Source organism: Ketogulonicigenium robustum (assembly GCF_002117445.1).
Taxonomy (GTDB): Bacteria; Pseudomonadota; Alphaproteobacteria; order Rhodobacterales; family Rhodobacteraceae; genus Ketogulonicigenium; species Ketogulonicigenium robustum.
In genome coordinates this window covers 80654-101341 of sequence record NZ_CP019938.1, presented here as the reverse complement: position 1 = coordinate 101341, position 20688 = coordinate 80654, and the positions used below count along the sequence as shown (strand labels likewise).

General features: G+C 62.4%; 20 protein-coding genes. 7 read left to right on the top strand and 13 right to left on the bottom strand.

Annotated features, from left to right (window positions below; genetic code table 11):
• Positions 1-15: 15 nt before the first annotated feature.
• Together BVG79_RS12620 and BVG79_RS12615 are read right to left on the bottom strand one after the other, a co-directional pair.
• Positions 16-1029, bottom strand: a complete 1014-nt coding sequence (locus BVG79_RS12620) for a LacI family DNA-binding transcriptional regulator (protein WP_085787474.1) — start codon at positions 1027-1029, stop codon at positions 16-18.
• A gap of 49 nt (positions 1030-1078) precedes the next feature.
• Positions 1079-2017 carry a LysR substrate-binding domain-containing protein gene (locus BVG79_RS12615; protein WP_085787473.1) on the bottom strand — a complete coding sequence of 313 codons (939 nt, stop codon included), beginning with the start codon at positions 2015-2017 and terminating at the stop codon, positions 1079-1081.
• Positions 2018-2122: 105 nt separating this feature from the next.
• Here BVG79_RS12615 and rhmD point away from each other — a divergent pair, with 105 nt between their 5' ends.
• Genes rhmD through BVG79_RS12600 form a run of 3 tightly spaced genes read left to right on the top strand, consistent with a single transcriptional unit; the run spans position 2123 to position 4918 of the window.
• Positions 2123-3307 carry an L-rhamnonate dehydratase gene (rhmD, locus tag BVG79_RS12610; protein ID WP_085787472.1) on the top strand — a complete coding sequence of 395 codons (1185 nt, stop codon included), beginning with the start codon at positions 2123-2125 and terminating at the stop codon, positions 3305-3307.
• Positions 3308-3316: 9 nt separating this feature from the next.
• Positions 3317-4063 carry an SDR family NAD(P)-dependent oxidoreductase gene (locus BVG79_RS12605; protein WP_085787471.1) on the top strand — a complete coding sequence of 249 codons (747 nt, stop codon included), beginning with the start codon at positions 3317-3319 and terminating at the stop codon, positions 4061-4063.
• A gap of 15 nt (positions 4064-4078) precedes the next feature.
• Positions 4079-4918 (top strand): fumarylacetoacetate hydrolase family protein, encoded by an 840-nt coding sequence (locus tag BVG79_RS12600; RefSeq protein WP_085787470.1) that lies wholly within the window; start codon positions 4079-4081, stop codon positions 4916-4918.
• A gap of 33 nt (positions 4919-4951) precedes the next feature.
• Here the strand turns inward: BVG79_RS12600 and BVG79_RS12595 are convergent, their stop codons facing one another.
• From BVG79_RS12595 to BVG79_RS12555, 9 genes are all read right to left on the bottom strand, one after another.
• A complete protein-coding gene (locus BVG79_RS12595) occupies positions 4952-5875 on the bottom strand; it encodes a 2-hydroxyacid dehydrogenase (RefSeq protein ID WP_236951484.1) in 924 nt (307 codons plus the stop codon).
• Positions 5876-5902: 27 nt separating this feature from the next.
• Positions 5903-7396 (bottom strand): tripartite tricarboxylate transporter permease, encoded by a 1494-nt coding sequence (locus tag BVG79_RS12590; protein ID WP_085787468.1) that lies wholly within the window; start codon positions 7394-7396, stop codon positions 5903-5905.
• 21 nt (positions 7397-7417) lie between these two features.
• Entirely contained in the window at positions 7418-7900 is a 483-nt protein-coding gene (locus BVG79_RS12585) for a tripartite tricarboxylate transporter TctB family protein (RefSeq protein ID WP_085787467.1), read from the bottom strand.
• 6 nt (positions 7901-7906) lie between these two features.
• Positions 7907-8893, bottom strand: a complete 987-nt coding sequence (locus BVG79_RS12580) for a Bug family tripartite tricarboxylate transporter substrate binding protein (protein WP_085787466.1) — start codon at positions 8891-8893, stop codon at positions 7907-7909.
• 215 nt (positions 8894-9108) lie between these two features.
• Positions 9109-10683 carry a peptide ABC transporter substrate-binding protein gene (locus BVG79_RS12575; protein ID WP_085787465.1) on the bottom strand — a complete coding sequence of 525 codons (1575 nt, stop codon included), beginning with the start codon at positions 10681-10683 and terminating at the stop codon, positions 9109-9111.
• Positions 10676-11689 (bottom strand): ABC transporter ATP-binding protein, encoded by a 1014-nt coding sequence (locus tag BVG79_RS12570; RefSeq protein WP_085787464.1) that lies wholly within the window; start codon positions 11687-11689, stop codon positions 10676-10678. The genes BVG79_RS12575 and BVG79_RS12570 overlap by 8 nt, the downstream gene beginning before the upstream one ends.
• On the bottom strand, positions 11686-12708 hold the full coding sequence (locus BVG79_RS12565; RefSeq protein WP_085787463.1) for an ABC transporter ATP-binding protein: 1023 nt from the start codon (positions 12706-12708) through the stop codon (positions 11686-11688). The genes BVG79_RS12570 and BVG79_RS12565 overlap by 4 nt, the downstream gene beginning before the upstream one ends.
• Positions 12705-13877, bottom strand: coding sequence for an ABC transporter permease (locus tag BVG79_RS12560; protein WP_085787462.1), 1173 nt, complete (start codon positions 13875-13877; stop codon positions 12705-12707). The genes BVG79_RS12565 and BVG79_RS12560 overlap by 4 nt, the downstream gene beginning before the upstream one ends.
• Positions 13874-14827, bottom strand: coding sequence for an ABC transporter permease (locus tag BVG79_RS12555; protein WP_085787461.1), 954 nt, complete (start codon positions 14825-14827; stop codon positions 13874-13876). The genes BVG79_RS12560 and BVG79_RS12555 overlap by 4 nt, the downstream gene beginning before the upstream one ends.
• A 227-nt stretch (positions 14828-15054) precedes the next feature.
• Between BVG79_RS12555 and BVG79_RS12550 the strand changes: the two genes are divergently transcribed.
• The 4 genes from BVG79_RS12550 to BVG79_RS12535 all read left to right on the top strand — a co-directional run bounded on the left by BVG79_RS12550 (position 15055) and on the right by BVG79_RS12535 (position 18651).
• On the top strand, positions 15055-15555 hold the full coding sequence (locus tag BVG79_RS12550; RefSeq protein ID WP_085787460.1) for a hypothetical protein: 501 nt from the start codon (positions 15055-15057) through the stop codon (positions 15553-15555).
• Between the two features lie 103 nt (positions 15556-15658).
• Positions 15659-17470, top strand: coding sequence for a phosphogluconate dehydratase (gene edd / locus BVG79_RS12545; RefSeq protein WP_085787459.1), 1812 nt, complete (start codon positions 15659-15661; stop codon positions 17468-17470).
• Positions 17471-17496: 26 nt separating this feature from the next.
• The gene (gene eda, locus BVG79_RS12540) at positions 17497-18138 is read left to right on the top strand and encodes a bifunctional 4-hydroxy-2-oxoglutarate aldolase/2-dehydro-3-deoxy-phosphogluconate aldolase (protein ID WP_085787458.1); all 642 of its coding nucleotides are present in this window, start codon (positions 17497-17499) and stop codon (positions 18136-18138) included.
• 9 nt (positions 18139-18147) lie between these two features.
• Positions 18148-18651, top strand: coding sequence for a gluconokinase (locus BVG79_RS12535; protein ID WP_085787457.1), 504 nt, complete (start codon positions 18148-18150; stop codon positions 18649-18651).
• Here BVG79_RS12535 and BVG79_RS12530 read toward each other — a convergent pair whose 3' ends face one another.
• Together BVG79_RS12530 and BVG79_RS12525 are read right to left on the bottom strand one after the other, a co-directional pair.
• Positions 18652-19563, bottom strand: a complete 912-nt coding sequence (locus tag BVG79_RS12530; protein ID WP_085787456.1) for a glycosyltransferase family 8 protein — start codon at positions 19561-19563, stop codon at positions 18652-18654.
• Between the two features lie 9 nt (positions 19564-19572).
• Positions 19573-20457: a hypothetical protein gene (locus BVG79_RS12525; protein WP_085787455.1), complete on the bottom strand. Its 885-nt coding sequence runs from the start codon at positions 20455-20457 to the stop codon at positions 19573-19575.
• Between the last annotated feature and the right edge of the window lie 231 nt (positions 20458-20688).

Genomic DNA, 20688 nt, shown 5'->3' with positions numbered 1-20688 from the left:
CCATGCCGACTACCCCTACGCGCGCAGATCCGCCACGGATTCGCGCGCGACGAAATTGGGGGCCTGGGTGTAATGGTCGGGGACTGCGTCTGGCTCGGCCAAGCGGCGGGCCAGCAGGCGGGCGGCACCGGCCCCGATCAGGTTCGGGTGCATCGCCACAGTTGTCAGCGGCGGAAAGGCCAGCTCGGCCATGGGCAGATCGTCGAGCCCGATCACCGAAATATCGCGCCCCGGCTTGTAACCCGCCCTGCGCAAATCCAGCATCAACCCAGCGGCCAAAACGTCGTTGAAACAAAGGACTGCGGTGGGTTTGGTCGGCAGCGCCATCAGGGCGTCAACCGCGCCGCCTGCCCCGCCCCACTTCAGGTCCGCCTCGAGGATTCCGGCGTTTTCAGCGCCGGTTTCTTGCAGTGCCAGATGAAACCCGCGCAGGCGGTCATCGCGGGCCGAGGTGTGGGCTGGAACGGACAAAAACGCGATGCGCTTGTGCCCGAGTTCGACCAGATAGCGCAACGCCAGACCGACGCCGTTGACATAATCGGCCCCAGCATAATCGGTCTGGTCGCCGCCTACATGACGTAGCGCCTGCACAAGCGGCAAGCCCCAACTACGCATCCGCTGGGGCAGATCGGTCTGGGTGCCTTCGGCCGGGCACAGAATCACGCCATCGACGCCGTGGCCACGAAAGCGCTGCAAAATTTCGTCCTGAATGTGCGGATCGTCTTTGCTGTTAGCCAGCAAAACCACGCGGTCATGCTGGCCCATGACGTGTTCGACGCCGCCCAAAAACTCGGTAAAGAAAGAGTTTACCAAGTTCGGCACTACCACCCCGATGGTGTGGCTATTGTTGCTGCGCAGCTTTGCCGCGCCGATGTTGCGCACATAGTCCAGATCGGCCATGACCTGCGCAACACGCTGACGGGTTTGATCGGCCACCAATGGCGAATTGCGCACGACCAGCGACACCGTCGCGCGCGAGACACCTGCCACCTTGGCGATATCTTCCAATGTCGGTCGTTTAGCTGTCACGGTCCCTCACAGGTTTTTCCCGACTCTTGGCGCAGTTTAGGCGCTAACATTACGCCACTTGCCGCTGTTTACCATGCTTTTGCAAGATATCGCGGAACAGCGCAGCATGAAAACTTAGCGGTTCGCCCACGCGGGTCAGAATGCCGAAGTCAGGAATGGCGGGCAAATCGCGCACAGGAATACGTGTCAGGATGCCCCCACGAAAATGATCACGCGCGACAGATTCCGGCAGCAACGCCAGCGCATCCGAGGTTTGCAGCAGATGCAGGATTGCGAAAACCGAGACGGATTCGACCTGATTACGCGGCGGGTTCACGCGCGCCGCCACGAATGCCGCGTCAAGCACGCGCCGCGTCGGGTTGGTCGCGGGTTGCAGCACCCATGGCCACTGGGCGAATTCATGCAGGGCGCGCACGGGGCCTGCAACCCCCTCTAGCGGGTGGCCCGCGCGGGCGACCAGAACCAGCGGCTCCTGAGCTAAGGGCTCGAACGTGAACATCTGCTGCTGTTGGGGGGAAATAAAGCGGCCCACCGCAATATCGACTTGGCCGGTTTGCAGCATTTCCAAGATCAAATCGCTGGTCTCGCCCAACATCCGCACGGTCAACAGCGGATAGGCTTGCTTGACCTCGGCCACGGCGGCGGCGACCAGATCGGGCGCGGCGCCCATAATCGCCCCGATCACCAAACTGCCCATATTGCCGGATTTCAGGTTCTCCAACTCGTCCGAAAAGCGGGTGATGCGCTGCAAAACCGCCTCGGCCAAGCCGGTCGCCAGCAGGCCGCTGTCAGTCGGGCGCATCCCGCGCGGCTCGCGCACAAACAACGCGACACCCAAAAGATCCTCGATCTCGCGCAGGATTTTCGATGCGGTCGATTGCGTCATGTTCAGCGCCGCCGCCGCGCGATGCATGGTGCGGTGTTCGACCAGCGCCAACAGCAGCGTCAGGTGGCGAACCTTCAGATAGGTGTTCAGGCGTGTCGACATCGGCAGACCTTTCGCAATTCGTGATCGCAACCGCAGATTACTTCATTATTCCCGCATCACAATCGCCATTACCACTGTCCCTGCATTTCCATGGGAGGAGTGAGAATGCACGCCCCTATTATCAAGCATATCAGGGCCTTCACCGTCTTTGGCGGCGGGGCCGATTATCACGACCAAGGCGCCGACCACTGGATTGACGACCACATCGCCACCCCCATGTCGCGCTATCCCGCCTATCGGCAAAGTCGGCAAAGCTTTGGGATCAACGTGCTGGGCACCCTCGTGGTCGAGCTGGAGACCGACACCGGCGTCAAGGGATTCGCCGTCACAACAGGGGGCGAACCCGCTGCCTATATTGTCGAAAAGCACCTCGCCCGCTTTGTCGAAGGCCGCCGTGTCGACGAGATCGAACTGATCTGGGACCAGATGTTCAACGCCACGCTGTATTATGGGCGGCGCGGCTTGGTCATCAACGCGATCTCGGGGGTTGATCTGGCGCTGTGGGATCTGCTGGGACAGGTGCGCCAGTTGCCGGTGCACGCGCTGATCGGTGGCGCGGTGCGCGACGAGCAACCCTTCTATGCCACGGGCGCCCGCCCCGACTTGGCAAAGCAAATGGGGTTCATCGGCGGCAAGCTGGCCTTCCGCCACAACCCCCTGCAAGGCACCCCCGGCATCCGCACCGAGATGGAGCGCCTGGGCCAAATGCGCGACGCAGTCGGCCCCGATTTCTGGCTGATGTTCGACTGCTGGATGAGCATGACCGTCGATTACGCCCACCAAGTTGCCGTCGCCGCCGCTGAATACGATCTGAAATGGATCGAGGAATGTCTGCCGCCCGACGACTACTGGGGCTATGCCGCGCTGCGCAAAAAGCTACCCCCGAAAATGCTGCTGACGACAGGCGAACACGAAGCCACCCGCTGGGGGTTCCGCATGCTGCTCGAAATGGGTTGTTGCGATTTCATCCAGCCCGATGTCGGCTGGTGCGGCGGGCTGACCGAGCTGTTGAAAATTTCGGCCCTGGCCGATGCGCATAACACGATGGTCATCCCGCACGGGTCCAGCGTTTACAGCTATCACTTTGTTATGACACGTCAAAACAGCCCCTTTGCCGAGTTTTTGATGATGGCGCCGAAGGCCGACAACGTCGTGCCGATGTTCAGCCCCATGCTGCTGGATGAACCCGTGCCCCAAAACGGCCTGCTGCATATTTCGGCCTTAGACAAGCCCGGCTTCGGCGTGCGGTTGTCGCCCGATTTGCAGCTTCACCGCCCCTATGAACGCTAAGGACACCCCATGAACACGATTGATTTGAACGGAAAAACCGCAGTCGTCACCGGCGGCGCGCAAGGAATCGGCTTTGCTGTCGCGCAGCGGTTCATCGCCAGCGGCGCGCGCGTTGCGATATGGGATTTGGACGCCGCGCGCGGGGCCGATGCGGTTGCCAGCCTTGGCGAACAGGCCCATTTCGTACGCGTCGACCAAGCCGACCTCGGCAGCGTCGAAGCCGCCGCACAGGCGACGCGCGATGCGCTGGGGCATGTCGACATTCTGGTCGCCAACGCGGGTATCGCTGGCAGTAACGGCCCGACCGTCGATTATGACCCGGCCGAGTTTCGCAAGGTGATCGACGTAAACCTGATTGGTGTCTTCCATGTCTGCCGCACCCTGCTGCCCGACATGATCGCGCAGGGCTATGGCCGCGTTATCAACGTCGCCTCGATCGCGGGGAAAGAAGGGAACCCCAATGCCTGCGCCTATTCGGCGTCAAAGGCCGGTGTCATCGCGCTGACCAAGACGCTGGGCAAAGAAACCGCAGCGCTGGACATCGCCGTGAACTGCATCACCCCCGCAGCGGCGCGCACCCGTATTTTCGAACAAATGAGCCAAACCCACATCGACTATATGCTGTCGAAAATCCCGCGCGGGCGCTTCCTCGAGGTAGAAGAAGCCGCCAATATGGTCGCATGGCTGGCCAGCGCCGAAAACTCATTCACCACCGGCGCGGTCTTCGACCTGTCGGGCGGCCGCGCGACTTACTGAAAAAGGAAAAGACCCATGAAACTTCTGCGTGTCGGCCCCCCGGGCCAAGAAGTTCCCGCCCTGCTGGATAGCGCAGGGCAGCTACGCGACCTGTCGGCCCATGTGGCCGACATTGCGGGCGCCGCGCTGACCCCTGCGGGCCTTGCCGCCATCGCCGCGCTGGACCACGCCGCCCTGCCCATCCTGCCCGCAGGCCGCATTGGGCCCTGCGTCGGTCAGGTTGGCAAATTCCTCTGCATCGGCCTGAACTACGCTGACCACGCCGCCGAAAGCAACATGCCGATCCCGTCCGAACCGATCATTTTCGGCAAGGCAACCTCGGCTATCTGCGGACCGAACGATGACGTTCTGATACCCCGCGGCGCGACCAAAACCGACTGGGAGGTCGAGCTCGGCATCGTCATCGGCAAAGGCGGCAGCTACATCCCGCAGGCCGAGGCGCTGGACGCCGTCGCAGGCTATTGCGTGATCAACGACGTGTCCGAACGCGCCTTCCAGATCGAGCGCGGCGGGCAGTGGATCAAGGGCAAAAGCGCCGATACATTCGGCCCGACCGGCCCCTGGCTGGTGACCAAGGACGAAATAGACGATCCGCAGAATTTGTCGATGTGGCTGGAGGTTGACGGCCATCGTTACCAAAATGGTTCAACGCGCACGATGATTTTTGGCGTAGCCCATCTGGTCAGCTACGTCAGCCAGTTCATGTCGCTGCAACCGGGCGACATTATCTCGACCGGAACACCTCCGGGGGTCGGGATGGGGCTGAAGCCGCCGGTTTACCTCAAGGGCGCCGAGGTTATCCGCCTTGGCATTGAAGGGCTGGGCGTGCAGCAGCAGACCGTCGGCCACGCATAACAAAAAGCCCCCTTCACGGGGGCTTTTTCACGTCTAGACGACTGGCGATCGTAACGGGTCGCCCCGCAAATGCGCTTCAAGATTGGCCATAACCAGATCCCCCATGATGCGCCGCGTGCGGTGCGTCGCAGTGCCCGCGTGCGGGGACAGGATCACGTTGGACAGCGTTAGCAGTGCGGGGTTCGGACGCGGCTCGTCCTCGAACACATCCAGCCCCGCGCCTTTGATAGTGCCGTTTTGCAGCGCAGCGACCAGCGCGGCCTCATCTACCAAGCTGCCGCGCGCCACGTTGATCAACCGTCCATCACGCCCTAATGCGTCCAAAACAGCAGCATCGACAAGATGATGGGTGCCCGCCGCGCTGGGGGCAATGACGACCAGCCAGTCCACATCGCGCGCCATCTGCACCAGATCGGGGTAGTAGCGGTAGGGCTCGTCGACTTGCGCACTGCGGCCATGGTAGACCACCTGCATACGAAACGCTTGCGCGCGGCGGGCAATTTCCTTGCCGATGCGCCCTAGCCCCAAAATGCCAACAACCTTGCCGGTCAGTTCATCCTGAAACGGGTAGTTGCCGTCACGCGCCCATCGGCCCGCACGGGTGTACTGATCGGCATTCACCATGTCGCGCGCCAGCGCAATCATCAGCCCTAGTGCCAATTCGGCCACGCAATCGTTCAGAACATCTGGCGTGTTCGTCACCTTCACCCCATGCTGACGCGCCGCCGCGATGTCGATGCCGTCATAGCCGACGCCGAACGATGCGATTAGCTGCAGCTTTGGCAGCGCGGCGATCACGTCGGCATCCGGCCCCGAATGGCCTGTGGTGGCGATCAGCTGCAGATGGCCTGCCAGCTTGGCCAGCAAGGCAGGTTTGTCCTCGGCCTCCCACCAGCGGATCACGTTAAAGCGGGCCGCCAAATCGTCGCCCAGCTTTTCACTCGCAGGCGGTGACATAAGTAGAATATCTTTTTTTGTCATACCTTAGCTTTCACTTTTAATGCGTTGCTTTCGCATTATCAGGCGTATGATCGGCATCAGCAGCACCGCGATGGTAAACACACCCAACGCCGCCGAAATGGGGCGTTCAAAGAATGCGCCGAAGTTGCCATTTGCCTTGATCATCGAGTTGACGAAGTTTTCCTCGAGCATCGGACCAAGGACAAGGCCGAGGATCACCGGCGCAACGGGTATGTCGTTTTCGGCCATGATGAAGCCCAAGACGCCGAAGCACAGCATAATCAGGATGCCCGCCGCCGAATTGTTGATCGCATAGGCCCCTGTGACACAGCACATCAGGATGATCGGCATCAGAACGCGTGGCGGAATCGCCAGCAACAGTCCTGCTGCGCGAATGGTGATCCACCCCAGCGGCAACATCAGCAGCAGCGCCAGAAAGAAGACGATGAACACCGCATAGATGATGTCGGGTTGCGTCAGAAAAATCGTCGGGCCGGGGTTGATCCCTTTGATATAAAGGACACCAATCGCAATGGCCGTGATGCTGTCGCCGGGAATACCAAACACCAGCGCAGGCACCCAAGACGCCGACACCGATGCATTGTTGGCCGACCCCGCCTCGACCAACCCTTCGATCGAGCCTTTGCCGAATTCCTTGGGCTTACGCGAGAAACGCTTGGACACCGCATAGGAAATCCACGCGGCAATATCCGCCCCCGCGCCCGGCAGAATCCCGATGGCGGTGCCAACGGCAGACCCCCGCAGCGCTTGCACAGGGTAGCGACGCAGCACGCCAAATTGCTGCCGCAAGATCGGCCCTTTCACACCCGCCGGTTTTTGGTTCTGGAACGGATGGGCGTAAAAGCGCATCACTTCGGACATCGCGAACAGGCCGATCATCGCGGGAATGAACTGGATCCCCGCCATCAACTCGATCGAGCCGAAGGTATAGCGCGGCTCGCCCGTGGGGTTCGTCTGGCCGACCATGGCAAAGCCAAGCCCCAGAAACAGGGCGATCAGGCCCCGCGTCGGTGTGCCGGGCGACACGAATGTCGCGCAGAACAGCCCGAGCATCACCAGCCAGAAGTATTCGAACGACGTGAAATTCAACGCGATTTCCGCTAGTTGCGGCGCACTAACAACCAGAACGATCGTACCGATCGTCCCGCCCAGAACCGAAAAGAACAAACTCGCCCCCAGCGCGTCGTTTGCGCGCCCCTGTCGCGACAGGATGTAGCTGTCGTCGACATAGGCCGCCGAGGAAGGCGTCCCCGGTATGCGCAGCAATGCGCCCGGGATGTCGCCAGCGAAAATCGCCATTGCGGTCGCGGTCACGATGGTGGCCACCGCCGGCACGGGGTCCATGAAAAATGTCAGCGGCACCAGAAGTGATGTCGCCATTGTGGCCGTCAACCCCGGAATGGCCCCCACCAGCATACCAAAGGCCGCCGCCAGCACGATAACCAGCAGGACATGCCATTGAAACACATGGCCGAAGGCGTCCATAAGAACTTGCATCTCAACCTCCAACGCTGCGGGTTATAGCCAGCCGAAGCTCAGCGGGCCGCGCGGCAGCGGCACCATCAGCAAGCGGCCAAAAATCAATTGCAAGATGACGGCGGTCAGGGCCGATACGATGATGGCGTTCAGCCATGTCGTCCCACCCAGCCGCATCAGTGGCAACATCACCAGAAACGCTGCGAGCAGAAAACCGATCACCGGCGCGACCAGAATATAGGCGACGCCCAGCCCCATCAGCAGCACCAGCGACAGCACATGGCGCGGCGATCGCAGCCATCTTTGCACCTGCGCCCACGGTACGGGGCCGATGGTGCGCCGCTGCACGACGCCCTGCACGCCAAGGGCAAGGCCGGTCACCATTCCCAGCATGCCCACCGCCAGCGGCATCGTATTGGCACCGTAGGATTGGTTGGGCAGCGTCGAATACCCCCAGGACGAGGCAAACACAGCCAGCCCCGCCAGAAAAACCAACAGTCCCAGCGCAATATCATTCAGTTTCATGGCGGATCACTGCCCCCGCAGGCCCGCTGCGGCCATGACCTCGCCGAAGCTCGCATCCGATTCCGCGATGAAGGAAACCGCTTCGTCCGCGGGCACCCACAGCACGCCAAAACCGCGGCTGTTCATGAAATCGGTGTAGGCCGGGCTCGCGGCGGCGGCGGCAACAGCATCGGTCAGCCGCGCGCGGACGTCGTCGGGCAGGCCCGCAGGTGCGAAAATGCCGCGCCACGCCCCCACCGTCCAAGTTCCGGTGCCGTCTTCGTTAATCGTCGGCGTGTCGGGGAACGTCGGCAGGCGTTCGGCCCCCATCGTGCCCAAGGGGTGGATGCGGTTGGCGCGGATCATCGCGTCCGCCTCGGCCAGTTGCGAAGTCACCATATCGACCCCGCCGGCCATCAGGTCGGTCAGCGCGGGGGCGGTGCCTTGGCTGGGCACCCATGTAACGTGGTTCGGGTCGATCCCTTGATCAGCCAACCACCCCGCAAGTGCCAAATGCCAGATGCTGCCCTGCCCCGACCCCGAGGCCTTGAAGCTACCCGCAGGCTGCGCGCGGATGGCGTCGATCAACTCGCCCGGCGATGAAAAGCCCGAATCCGCGCGCACCATGATGCCCGCCGGATCATAGTTCACCAGCCCGAGCACGTCGAAATCCTCGTAAGTCATGTCGGTCAGGCCCTGCCAATGCATCATCGAAACCTCGACCGTGGCCAGCCCGATGGTATAGCCGTCGGGCGCGGCGTTGCTGATGGCCGAATGGCCCACCACGCCGGACCCGCCCGTGCGATTCACCACGTTTACCGGCACGCCCAGATCCTCTTGCAGGATCGAAGCCATGATCCGCGCCACCGCATCCGTCGCGCCGCCCGCGCCCCACGGCACCACCATCTGGATCGGCCGCGAGGGGTAATCTTGCGCAAAGCTCAGGCTGGGCGCGGCAATAGCAGCGCATAGTGCGACAGTCGTGTGAAATCGCATCTGGGTCTCCTCCCCCATTATATCTGTGCGGCCAAATGATTTGGGCTGCGCAGACGCGGCCTCCCCGCCGCGTCGTGCCCGCTGGGCTAGACAAACATAGCCCCCCGATCGGGACGAGTGAAAAATTTGACCCTAGCGATGCCAAAACGCGATCACAGACCACGGTGCGTCGCGCAAAACGAAAAGGGGGCAGTTACCTGCCCCCTTGCTGCAACATCCCGATGGATTTGCGTTTATTGTGCGATGCTGGCGTTGCGGAAGTAGGGCACGTTCAGCGGCGAGCGCCAGAACCCTTCCACCTTCGGCGACATCATCATGTAGGCATAGCGGTGGTACATCGGCAAAATGACGTGGTCGTTCATCAAGATGCCTTCGGCCGCGCGCATGTGGGCCAGCGACTCGGCCTCGTCACCCGTGGCTTTCGCGGCGGCGATTTCGGCGTCATAATCGGGGTTCTGCCAGCGGGCCAAGTTGTTCGGGCTGTCCGACAGGAACACGTCAAGGAATGTCATCGGGTGCGGATAGTCCGCGCCCCAGCCCATTTGGGCAATCTGGAATTCCGCCTTTTGCACCTCGGGGTAGAAGACCTGCCATTCGGTGGCCTGCAACTGCACGTCGATGTTCAGGTTTTCTTTCCACTGTTGCTGGATCGCTTCCAAGATCCGCTCGATCGGGGGCGAGGTATAGGTCACGAAGATCGTGCTGGGGAAGCCCGCACCATCGGGGTAACCGGCCTCGGCCAACAGGGCCTGCGCGGCCTCGGGCTGGGCGGTGATGTCTAGACCATAAGTCTCAACCCCATCGCGGAAATCTTGCCCGTCGACCATCATACCGTAAGGCACAAGGCCGGTTGCGGGCACATCAGCCGACTGCATAACAAAGTCGATGATCGACTGACGGTCTACGGCCATCGACAGCGCTTGGCGCACGCGCACATCATCGACCGGCAACTGGCCGGGGTTAAAGAAGGCGTAAGTCGTCCCCAGCGATGGCACGACCAAGAACGCATCCGACGACGCCATCAGGCGCGGAATTTCGGGCGCGGGCACGGCTTCGATCCCGTCGACTTGGCCCGCCTCGAATGCCGCCAGCGCGGTGGTCGGCTCGGGGATCAGGCGGAAGGTCAGTGTGTCGAGCGAGACTTGATCGGCTTCGAAATACTCGGGGTTCTTTTCGAACACCACCGACTCGCCGAAGTTGAACGCGGTGACGCGGAACGGGCCGTTGCCGATGAAGGTTGCGGCGTTGCGTGTCCAACCCTCGGGGTCAGCCTCGACCACGTCTTGGCGGACGGGGAAGAAGTTGGTGTAGGTCAGCATTTGCAGCATATAGGGCACGCGGTTCGTCAGCGTGAAGGTGAAGGTCTTGTCATCGGGGGCCGAAATCGCGACCTCGCCGGTGCCGCCCGCGTTGTAATAGGCCTCGGCCCCGTCGATCAGGAAGAACATGGCAGGGTTCTTCGCGCCCGAGGCCGGGTTGATCGCGCGCGTCCAAGCATAGACGAAATCCTGCGCCGTTACCGGCTTGCCGTCCGACCACTTCGCATCGCGCAGGTGGAAGGTATAGGTGCGGCCATCTTCGCTGACCTCCCAACTGTCGGCCATAGCCCCTTCGACTTCGCCCGCTTCGTCAAAGCGCACAAGGCCCTCGAACGTGTTGCCGATGATCGGCGCAGCGAAGGTTTCGGACGTCAGGCCGGGGTCGTAGGTGGCGGATTCGTTGTTCACCACATAGGTCAGGCTGCCCTGCGCCAGTGCGGTGGTAGCCAGACAGCTGGCCAAAACCACCGAAGGAATAAAGCTACGCATTCAAAATCTCCGTGTTGGTATTATCGTTATTGTCGGGCGCGGCGTCGCCATGATGGCAGGCGACCAAGTGGCCGTCACCAAAATCCTGCAAGGCGGGTTCGACCTGCGCGCAAATACTGCTGGCCAGCGGGCAGCGCGTGCGGAAACGGCAGCCGGTGGGCAGGTTGATCGGGCTGGGCACCTCGTCCGTGACCAGCGTCACATCGCGCCGCGCGGCGGGGTCGGCCACGGGCACCGCCGACAGCAGCAGCCGCGTATAGGGGTGGCGGGGGCGCGCATAAAGGGCACCCGCAGGCGCGAGTTCTACGATCTTGCCCAGATACATGACGCCGATCCGGTCGGCGATGTGACGCACCATCGACAGGTCATGCGTAATGAACAGGTATGTCAGCCCCAGATCGCGCTGCAGATCCTGCAGCATGTTCACCACCTGCGCCTGAATCGACACATCCAGCGCCGAGATCGGCTCGTCGCAGATCACCAGATCGGGGTTCAGCGCAATGACGCGGGCGATCCCAATGCGTTGGCGCTGCCCACCCGAGAATTCGTGCGGATAGCGGTCGGCGTGGGCGGGCGACAGGCCCACCCGCGTCAGTAGGGCCGCCACCGTCGCGCGCCGCTCGGCCGGGGTGCCGATGTTCAGAATATCGAGCGGTTCGGAAATCAGCTGTCGCACCGACATACGCCCATCCAGCGAGGCCAGCGGGTCCTGAAAAATCATCTGGATGCGTTTGCGCAGCGGGCGCAAATCCGCCTCGGGCAGCGCGGCAATATCGGTGCCGTCAAAGTCGATCGCGCCAGCGGTCGGCTGATAGAGGCGGATCAACGTGCGCGCCAACGTCGACTTGCCGCAGCCAGACTCGCCCACCAGACCCAGCGTCTCGCCACGGTTGATGGTAAAGCTGACGCCATCTACCGCCCGCAAGGTATCGGGGCGGCGGAAAAGCCCCCCGCCGATCTGGAAGTGAATTTTCAGGTCGCGAACATTCACCAGCGGCGCGGTCATAGCACAGCATCCTGATTGTAGGGCGCAACGAACGGCGCCTCGGCGGCCATCAGCCAGCAGCGCGACCGCCGCCCTGCGCCAGGCAGCGGCGCGCCGTCAAACATCGGCGGCATCGCGGCGGCGCAGACCTTGCGCGCGACAGGGCAGCGCGGGGCAAAGGGGCAGCCGGGCGGCGGGGCCAGCATGTCGGGGGGCGCGCCCGCAATCGGCTTCAGCCGCCCATGGCCCAATGCGTGCGGATCGGGGATCGAATCCATCAGCCCGCGGGTATAGGGGTGGCGCGGGCGGGCGAAAATGTCGGCGACGGGCGCTTCTTCCATCACCATGCCGCCGTACATGACCATCACGCGGTCAGCGGTTTCGGCAATCACACCCAGATCGTGGGTAATCAAAATGACCGCCATGTCCAACCGCTGCTGCAACTCTTTGATCAGCGACAGGATCTGCCGCTGAATTGTCACATCCAGCGCGGTGGTCGGCTCGTCCGCAATCAACAACTGCGGCTCGCACGCCAGCGCAATGGCAATCATGGCGCGCTGGCGCATACCGCCCGAAAACTCGTGCGGATAGGCATCCAGCCGCGTTTCGGGCGACGGAATCCGCACCAGTTCAAATAGTTCTAGCGCGCGGGCGCGCGCTTCGGCACGCGTACAATTACGGTGGCGGATGACGGATTCCATCACCTGCTGGCCTACCGTCATCGTCGGGTTCAACGACGACATCGGGTCTTGGAAAATCACCGAAATGCGGTTGCCGCGAATGTCCGACATTTCGGCCTCGCTCAGTTGCATCAGGTCTTTGCCATCGAACAGCGTCTCGCCACACTCGATCCGGCCCTGCCGCTTCAAGAGGCGCAGCACCGACATGCAGGTGACGGACTTGCCCGACCCGCTTTCGCCCACAATTCCCAGCACTTCGCCGCGGTTGACGGTGAAATCCACGCCACGCACGGCCTGCACGCGCCCGCGACTGGTCATAAACGCGGTGCGCAAGCCGCGCACATCAAGCAGCGCGGTCATTGGCGCATCCTCGGGTCCAGCGCATCGCGCAGCCCGTCCCCCAAAAAGTTGAAAGCCACCATGGTCAGGCTGATCGCAGCGGCGGGAAAGAAAAGCTGGTGGGGATAGGTCCGCAGCGTCTCGACCGCATCCGACGTCAGCGTCCCCCACGAGGCCTCGGGCGCGGTGACGCCAAGGCCGATGAACGACATGAAGCTTTCGATAAAAATAGCAGAGGGCACCAGCATCGTCGCGGTTACCAAAATGGGGCCAGTGGTGTTGGGCAGCAGGTGGCGCAGCATGATCCAGCGCGTGCTGGCGCCCATGGTTCGCGCAGCGGCGACATAGTCTTGCGATTTCAGGGTTAATATTTGCCCGCGCACCACACGGGCCATATCGACCCAGAACACGGTGCCAATCGCCAGCACCACCGAAACCAACCCAGAACTAAGGACAACCATGATCAAAATGACATACAGCGTCAGCGGAATGGTCGAAATCACCTCGACAATCCGCATCATCACCAGATCGGTTCGCCCGCCGATATAACCCGCCAAGCCGCCATAGGTGATGCCGATGACAAAATTCACAATCGTCGCGACAAAGGCGACCATCAGCGAGATCCGCGCCCCCATCAGCTGGCGCACCAGCACGTCGCGGCCCAGCTGATCGGTGCCAAACCAATAGGTCGCGTTCCACTTATAGCCGGCGCGCGCCGCTGGCTGATCGTCCACCAACAATTTCGGCCCGGCCGAGGGTGTCTTGTAGTCCAGCGTCACCACGCGATCCCCCAACTGCCAGTTGGTGCGCCGGTTGACCATGTCGCGCCGCCCGCCTTGCAGCACACCCGCCACATGGCCGCCTGCGTCGACGCTATAGACGTTCAGATTGCCGGTATTCACATAGGCAAACTGCCCCTCGCCCAAATCGTAAACCTGCATCAGCGGGGGCAGGTTCGCCAGTTCCAGCTTTTGCGCACGATAGCTGTGGGGTGAAATCATCGGCCCGAAAATCGCCGCCAGCACCAGCACGATAACAAAGGCCAGACTGGCCATCGCCACCTTATTCGCCCACAGGCGCGCCCGCACATCCTGCCAAAAGGTGCGTACTGGGGCCGCAATCGCGTTGGCATCCCCGCGCGCATCGCCCAGCATCCCCCAAGGATCGTCCATTTGCGGCAACTGGGTCATGCGCGCCTCCGATAATCAATGCGGGGGTCCAGCCAGACGTAAAGCATGTCGACGATGAAAATCATCACCATCAAAATCGTGGCGTAAAAAATGGTGATGCCCATAATGGCGGTATAATCACGGTTGGTGATCGACAGCACGAAATGCCGCCCGATACCAGGCAGCGCGAAAATCTGCTCGATCACGAAAGACCCCGTCATCAGGTTCGCAATCACCGGCCCCATCACCGTCACCACAGGAATCAGTGAATTGCGCAAACCGTGACGGATCAAAATCTGCCCACGCCGCAACCCCTTGGCCCGCGCGGTCGTCATATAATCCTGATCCAGCGTCTCCAGCAGGCTGGATCGGGTCAGGCGGGCGATAAACGACAGCCAGAAACCTGACAGGGCAAACACGGGCAGGAAATACCCCCGCCAGTCGTCCAGCCCGAATGTCGGCACCCAGCCCAGTTTCAGTGCAAAGAAATAGAGGGCAACCGTCGCGATGACATAAGACGGAATGGCCGCACCCAGCGTGGCAATCAGCATCACCGTCGTATCGGGCCAGCGATTGCGGTTTAACGCGGCTACCACCCCCAGCGGCACCCCCAACGCCAGAACGCAAATGACCGCCAGCAGACCCGTTTTCAGCGTGACCGGCAGCCCCTGCGCGATCATGCTGTTCACCGTCACACCGGGGTATTTGAACGATGGCCCCAAATCGCCACGCGCGACGTTACCCAGATAAGTCAGGTATTGCTGCCACACCGGCTGATCCAGCCCGAATTTCGCCTGCAGCGCCGCCTCGATTTCGGGGGCGACCTGCTTTTCCGACACGAACGGCCCGCCGGGCACGGCATGCATCAGAAAAAATGTCAGCGTCACAATCGCCCATAGCGTCACCGCCATCAGCGCCACGCGTTGTGCCATGTAGCCCAGCGGCAACCGCGTCAGCGCACTACCGGCCATTGCAGCGGCCCACCATGCAAGACTGCGCCCACGGCGCAAAACATCGAATAATCACGAAAAACAGGCCTGCCCGAAAGGTTGGTTCACACACGGCGAGGTGGGGTGCGACGCTGCGTTGTCATCAAACAGATACCAAATTCAAAAAACTGTCAAAGGGCATCTAAAAATTTTTATCGACAAGAAAACCATTTTGTAGACGATAGCGGCAGTTACTAAATGGACGCAAAATGACCCCCGAAATGCCCCGCGCCGCGTTTGCCGCCGCCATCGCCGATGCCACATCCCCCGCCGCCGCCTATGGCGCACTGCACGCGCTGGCCAGCGCGCTGCTGCCCGCCCGCCTTGTCACGGTGACGATGCTGGATCGCCAAAACATGCTGGCGCGCCGCGTTTATACGTCGGACGCCGTCGCCTACCCTACCACCGGCACGAAACCCATCATCGAGGACGACTGGTTCCGCAGCATCGACACCCTGCGCCAGACTCATATTTCGAACGACATCGCCAATGAGAAAGACGATTTCGCCGACTACGACCTGATCCTCAGCCTCGGGTGTCAGGCGATCATCAACCTGCCGGTCGCCTTGGGCGGCAAAGTCGTCGCGACGGTGAACATTCTGGACGCCAAAGGCAGCTATCCCGCCGAAATTGCCCCCATGGTCGAGGATGTGTTGAAGCCCGCCGCGATGCTGGCCACCGCCGTCGCGATGCTGCACGCCCCCGCCTGATCGGGCCCGATCGGCGGCAATCCCTCGCGTCATGCAGATTTGTGTTGTTAGCGCTATCACACACTGTTAGCGTTATCACGAATCCAGCATCCGCGAGGTTAAAATGCCCCATTCCCCGATCAACGCGGTCGTCGCCGAGGTCACCGAACGCATCCGGCGCCGTTCGGAACAGACGCGTGGGGCCTATCTGGATCGCATCCGTGCCGCTGTCGCAGCAGGGCCCTCGCGCAGCCATTTGGGCTGCGGCAATCAGGCCCACGCCTATGCGGCGATGGGGCAGGATAAGGCCTCGCTGGTCGCGGGGCGTGCGCCGAATATTGGCATTATCACCGCCTATAACGACATGCTGTCGGCGCATCAGCCGTTCGAAACCTACCCCCAACGCATCCGCGATGTAGCCCGCAGCGTCGGGGCGACCGCCCAAGTCGCAGGCGGCGTGCCCGCCATGTGCGACGGCATCACGCAGGGCCAAGCGGGGATGGAACTGTCGCTTTTCTCGCGCGATGTGATTGCCATGGCGGCGGCGGTTGGCCTGAGCCATAACTGCTTTGACGCCTCGATTTACTTGGGGGTTTGCGACAAGATCGTTCCCGGCCTAATTATGGCCGCCGCCAGCTTTGGCCATATTCCGGCGGTTTTCGTGCCAGCAGGCCCGATGGCGTCGGGGATCACCAACAGCGAAAAGGCCGCCGTCCGCAACGCCTATGCCGAGGGCAAGGCCACACGCGAGGAACTGATGGCCGCCGAAATGGCCAGCTACCACGGCCCGGGCACCTGCACCTTCTACGGCACCGCCAACAGTAACCAAATGCTGATGGAGGTGATGGGCCTGCACCTGCCCGGCGCCACCTTCATCCACCCCGGCAGCCCCCTGCGCGAGGCCCTGACAGACGCCGCCGTCCGCCGCGCCGCTGCAATCACCGCCCTTGGCAATGATTTCTGCCCCGCAGGCGAGATTCTGGACGAGCGGGCCTATGTGAACGGCATCGTCGGGTTGATGGCGACTGGCGGCTCGACCAATCTTGTCCTGCACTTGCCGGCCATGGCGCGCGCTTCGGGTATCCTGCTGGATTTGCAGGACTTTGATGATTTGGCCAGCGTGGTGCCGCTTATGGCGCGCGTCTACCCCAACGGACTGGCCGATGTGAACCACTTCCACGCCGCAGGCGGGTTGCAATTCCTGATTGGCGAATTGCTGGACGCGGGCCTGCTGCATGCCGACGCCCAGACGATTATGGGGACGGGACTAGCGGCCTACCGCACCGAGCCCAAGCTGCACGACGGTGCGGTCACGTGGCAAGAAGGCCCGACCACCACGCTGAACGATAAAATCCTGCGCCCCGTCGCCGAGCCATTCGCCGCCACCGGCGGGCTGCGCCAATTGCACGGCAACCTCGGGCGCGGGGTGATCAAAGTCTCGGCCGTCGCGCCCGAACGGCATATTATTCAGGCCCCTGCCCGCGTTTTTATTGACCAGCACGATGTGAAGGCCGCCTTCCAACGCGGCGAATTCACCAGCGACACCGTAGTCGTGCTGCGCTTCCAGGGCCCCAGCGCCAATGGCATGCCCGAACTGCACACGCTGACGCCCGTGCTGTCGGTTCTGCAAGACCGCGGGCTAAAGGTTGCGCTGGTCACCGATGGCCGCATGTCGGGCGCATCGGGCAAAGTGCCCGCCGCCATCCACGTCGCACCCGAAGCTGCGGCGGGCGGCCCTCTAGCATTGATCGAAGATGGTGATATGATCCGCCTAGACGCCGTCAGCGGCACGATCGACTGCCTGTCCGATTTGACAGGCCGCCGCCCCGCGCAGCCCGACCTGTCCGCCAACGCCACCGGTATGGGGCGCGAGCTGTTCGCGACCTTCCGGAATAGCGTCGGCACCGCCGAAACCGGCGCCTCGGCGCTGGTCTGATCATAACGCCAAGGGGAACACGCCCGATGACACCTGCCGTCCAATCTGCCGCCGCGCTGCAAATCTGCCGCCTCGCCCCCGTTGTGCCGGTGCTGATCGTCGAAGACGTGGCCCAAGCCGCCCCGCTGGCGCAGGCGCTGGTCGCTGGCGGCCTACCCGCACTCGAGGTAACGCTGCGCACCCCCGCCGCGCTGGATGTGATCCGCGCGATGGCCGAAGTGGATGGCGGCGTGGTCGGCGCAGGCACCCTGCTGACGCCCGCAGATGTGAAGGCTGCGAAAGACGCAGGGGCCCATTTTGGTGTCTCGCCCGGCGCGACGCAGCGCCTGATCGACGCCTGCATCGAATACGGCCTGCCCCTGCTGCCCGGCGCGGCCACCGCATCCGAGGCGATGTTCCTGTTGGAACAAGGCTATGTGATGCAAAAATTCTTCCCTGCCGAAGCTGCCGGCGGCGCGAAACTGCTGGGCTCGCTGGCCTCTCCGCTGCCGCAAATCACGTTCTGCCCGACGGGTGGCGTCACCCCGCAGAATGCGACCGACTATCTGGCCCTGCCGAACGTCGCCTGCGTCGGCGGCAGCTGGGTGGCCCCCAAATCCGCGTTGGCAACCGGCGACTGGGCCGAGGTTACGCGCCTTGCCCAAGCTGCATCGCGGCTCGGGGCCTGACAGCCAGCCATGGGCGCGCCCCAGCACATCGTCGTCTTTGGTGTTTCGGGGGTGGGTAAAACCACCCTCGCGCAGCAATTTGCGGCTGCATCAGGGCGCGTGTTCGCCGATGCCGACAGTTTTCACAGCGCTGCGAATATTGCGAAAATGTCGGCAGGCACGCCCCTGACCGATAGCGACCGCGCGCCGTGGTTGGCCGCTATTCGTGATTGGATGGTCGCAAATGCGGCCGAAGGGCACCAAACGGTCGTCGCGTGTTCGGCATTGCGCCGCGCGTATCGCGATATTTTGGGCTCGGCGGGCGATGTGGCTTTCGCATTTTTGGCCGGAACGCCCGCGATGATCGGGGCGCGCATGGCCGCGCGCAGCGGCCACTACATGCCGACCAGCCTGCTAACATCGCAGTTCAATACGCTGGAGCCCCTCGCCGCGGACGAGGTTGGCCTGACGTTAGACGCCAGCGCCGACGTCGCAACGCTGGTGGACGCCCTGCAGGGCGCTTTCGCGCGGTAGTTAGTAGCTAAAGTCTGGAAACTCGCGCAAAAATGCGCGCTGCGCCGTGCGATAAGCCCAGATTGCACGCGCAAACCGCAGCTTGTGCACCAGCGGCACCCGACGCCACGGCTTTTTCGGGCCATGGTAGTGGATGACGATGGGCCCCTCGGTCGCAGGGTTGCCGTCGGCCATCATCACACAATCGGCCAGATAGCGGCGCTGCAAGCGCAAGCGGCCCCACGAGCAGTTCCATTGGGGTGCGAGCACATGCGCTTGCCCCGCAAACACACGATTGAGGTGATCCTGATCAGCAAGCGGGTATTGCGCAGCGGTTTGCACATCCTCGAGCGCGGCCACCAGCGTCGGATCAGCGTTGATGCGGTCCATATCCATCAAGGCGACGCCCGCATTGAAATAATACTGCGGTCCCGCAGGCACTGTCAGCGGCGCAATCCGCTGCATTTTACGCGCGATCTTGGCCGATCGCTCTTTGCGCGCCAGCATATGGGCCCATTTCTGCACGACAAAATCGCACACAGCGGCAATCGGCGCATCGGCCATATCGACAGCGGCAATCGCGCTGACATCGCCGGTGACCATAATGTCGCCATCCAGATACAACACCCGCCCGCGCGTGAAGCGGTGCAGGAATAACCGCACGAACGTCGCGCGCGAGATGTGGGCCGAGGGCGCTGCAACCCCTTGCAACAAATCATCGTCAAACTTGACGACGACCAGCCTTGCCTGCGCAAACCCCGCCACAACGGAGCCCACCCCCGCCCAATGCGCCTCGCTTAGATCGATACCGACGTAAATGACATCGACCGGCCCCGAGGCACGGCATAGCGCCGTCCACATCGCGAATGTGGTGGGGCCGATCGCGCCCGCGTCGGTGATGAAGGCCAGTTGCACAGGTGTGTCGGCAGACATGTATCGCTTTCAGACAGGCAGCGGGACGGATTCCAGCGTATCACTGTAGCTATACCCCACCTGCAGCAGCGCGGATACCGGCGAGGCGCAATCGAGCGCGATATTCTGACGGGCGGCCTCGGCCCGAGCCAGAATGAACCCGTCCAATATGCGCGTAAGGCCTGCTGTCAGCCCCGAAGGTGCCTTGTCAGCGCCTTCATAAAAACGCGGCGCGGCGTCGTTGCTAAGGTCGATCCCTGCCAGCAAAATACGCGCGGGCCGCGCAGCGATGGCCAGCTGCAACGCAGAAAAAGCGACCGTGCCCGTGATCACAACGCCCCTGTCTACATCGCGCGAGAAGCCGGCGTCATTGCGCATCACGGCGATGTCTTGCCACGCGGGGCCCGACAAATCACGACGCAGCCCGCCGACGGGTTTTTGCAAATTATCAATCAGCGCGACGGCGCGCCCTGCAAAAGCACCCGCATCCGCATCGGCAAAGGCCCGCAGCGCCGCCGCCGACAGAAACAACGGTATCGCCTTATCCAGAACGCTTAGCATGCCATGGTGCCTGAAAACGAAACGCTCATCCTCGACCACAACGGCCAATGGCTGCACACGTTCGGCCAACAGCGCGGCCCCGTTGCACAAGATCGCGGAATGCGGCGCAATCGCCTCGATGCGCTGCTCGCGCAGTGACGGGCCAGACCCGACAACGGTAATCAACGGCAACCCACGCGGCAGAATCTGCGATGGGCGCACCAGCCGCACCAGCGCTTGGCCGCGCCAAGTCACATCACCCGTTGCGGGGTCGATTTGCGTTGTTGGCCAAAGATCTTGCCAATGCGCACGCCCTGGCCCAAGCAACCGGAACCCCAGCTTAGCCAGCCTGCGTGATAACGGTCTGCTCGACATGGGTCGGCCTCGTAATATGTGCCATTACACCTATGTGCGGAGAATTCGCCTTGGGGTCGATCCGCTTCATATCTTCAAACGAGCGGGGAAAACAAGGCGCCAAATCGACACAGATGTCACCCACGCGCGATGCCACTTGCGTTGGGCACGCCCTATCTTGCCGAGCGTGTCACTACTATATGGCCAAGCGCTGCACCGCTGCCAATAACAACTTAGTATGGTCGCGGCACC